Origin of the sequence: Streptomyces griseorubiginosus (assembly GCF_017614965.1) — a bacterium.
Classification (GTDB): domain Bacteria; phylum Actinomycetota; class Actinomycetes; order Streptomycetales; family Streptomycetaceae; genus Streptomyces; species Streptomyces griseorubiginosus_B.
In genome coordinates, this window is sequence record NZ_WVUG01000611.1 from 1 (window position 1) to 1,751 (window position 1,751).

General features: G+C 74.1%; 3 protein-coding genes. All 3 read right to left on the reverse strand.

All coding sequences use genetic code 11. The features are described from left to right. Window positions 1-372 (reverse strand): cupin domain-containing protein (locus GRC12_RS44155; protein ID WP_439959962.1); only part of this gene is annotated, 372 nt, incomplete at its 3' end. Next, a complete protein-coding gene (locus GRC12_RS44160) occupies window positions 369-977 on the reverse strand; it encodes a GNAT family N-acetyltransferase (RefSeq protein ID WP_208786052.1) in 609 nt (202 codons plus the stop codon). The genes GRC12_RS44160 and GRC12_RS44155, both read right to left, overlap by 4 nt. After that, a partial coding sequence (locus tag GRC12_RS44165; protein WP_208786053.1) for a penicillin acylase family protein occupies window positions 970-1,751 on the reverse strand: 782 nt, incomplete at its 5' end. The genes GRC12_RS44160 and GRC12_RS44165, both read right to left, overlap by 8 nt.

A 1,751-nucleotide genomic window follows, 5' to 3' on the forward strand; every position in this document is an offset into this window, starting at 1 on the left:
CGCGAGGACCCGCCCGCCCATCCAGGTGCCGGCCGGCACGGTGAACTGGATCTGCTGGCCGCCCAGGACGTCCGGCCCGAGGACCGTCGTCCGGGAGGTGCCGTCGGGGGCGAGGAGCAGGAGTTCGAGCGGGTCGCCGAGGTAGAAGTGCCAGATCTCGTCGGTCGGCAGGCGGTGGAGGGCGGAGAAGTCGTCCGCCGTGAGCAGCGCGACGATCGCCGTCCCCTCGGGCCGTCCGTCGGGTCGCTCGGGGCCCGCCCAGGTCTGGCGGAACAGGCCGCCCTCGCGTGGGATCGGCTCCAGGCCGATGGGGGTCCCCCCGCGCGAGCGAAGCCGAGCGTGGGGGAGGGTGATGAGCTCTTCGGGAGTCACCCGGGGAAGGCTACCGTCCGGTCGAGAAATGCCAGTTGAGCCGTCTTCTCGGGCAGGTGCACGTCGGGGAGGTCGATCTCCGGCAGCACGACCACCGGGCCCGCCTCGAAGCCCTGCCGCAGGAAACGGGCGATCGCCTTCTCGTTGCGCACATCGGGATCGACGACGATCCGGCGCCGGCCGAGCCCCGGCAGGACGTACGCCGTCACGGCCGTGAGCAGCGAACCGGACCACCCGGACCGGGCACCGGCCTCCCCCGCCGGCGCGAGCAGCAGATGGACCCCGATGTCCCCTTCCCGCACCTCGTAGCACTCGCTGACGCGGTCGGCCTGAGGCTCGTAGGTCTGCAGCAGCGCCACCGGGTCGCCGTCCCTGACGACCAGGAAGGCGTGATGGGTGGCGAGAGCGGCCATGTGCGCGTAGATCTCGGCGACCTGCTCCCGGCCGAGCCCGTTCATCCCCCAGAACACGGCCCGCTCCTCGCTCACCCAGCGGTGGACGACCTCCGCGTCCGCCTCAGGGTCCAGCGGCAGGACCCGGACGGAGCCGAAACCGTCCAGCCGCTGCTCGTGGACGGCGGCTCGGGCCTCGTACGGATCAGACATCGCTCTCCTTGGTGAGCTGCTCGAAGTCGGTGACGACCGGGACGAGATCCCCCTCGGCCCACAAGGGCAGTTGATCGCGGTGGTGGGGCGAGCCGGGCACACCGGAGGCCCCGAAGGGCACCACCCACCGGCTGTCCTCCCGCCGCGCCAGGTCCCACACGTAGCGGGCGGCGGGGCCCCGCGCGCTCAGGTCGGTCAGCCCGGGCACGGCCGAGGTGCACAGCACACAGTCGTGGTCGCCGGACAGACCGGGTTCGTCGTACGAGGAGGTGGTCAGCGCCCGCCAGGGAGCGAGCCGGTGGCTCGCGCCCCAGGGGGCGGCGGGCGGCCGGGCGGCCGCCTCCTCCAGGGCCGCCGCCACCGCCGCGGGCCGGTCGACGCCGTACAACTCCTCGGCCCGCAGCAGGTGTTCGAGGGCGAAGGCGATGCGGGGGAGCAGGGCGAGCCAGGGGAGGAGGACCTCCGGGTAGGCGGGCGGGACGGCCAGTGCGGCGAAGGCGGGGTGTGCGGCGAGACGCCGTACGACCGCTCCGCGCACCGCCGCGTAGAGGGCCGCGTCGGTGCTGTCCGCGTCCATCCGGCGGTTCCAGGCCAGGAGGCGGTCGCGGAGGGCGGTAGCCGCGGGGGACAGGTCCGTCAGCGCCGCGAGGTGGTCCAACAGGGCCGCGGCGGAGGCGAGATGGGTGTCCGTGTGGATCGCGGGCATGTCGGCGGCCGACCAGCGGTCCTTCTCCGCGAGCAGGGCGGCGATGCGGTCGGTGCGGTGGGGCGGGG

Coding starts and splice junctions, on each gene's coding strand:
- GRC12_RS44160 (WP_208786052.1), bottom strand. CDS start 977: ATGTCTGATCCGTACGAGGCCCGAGCCGCCGTCCACGAGCAGCGGCTG.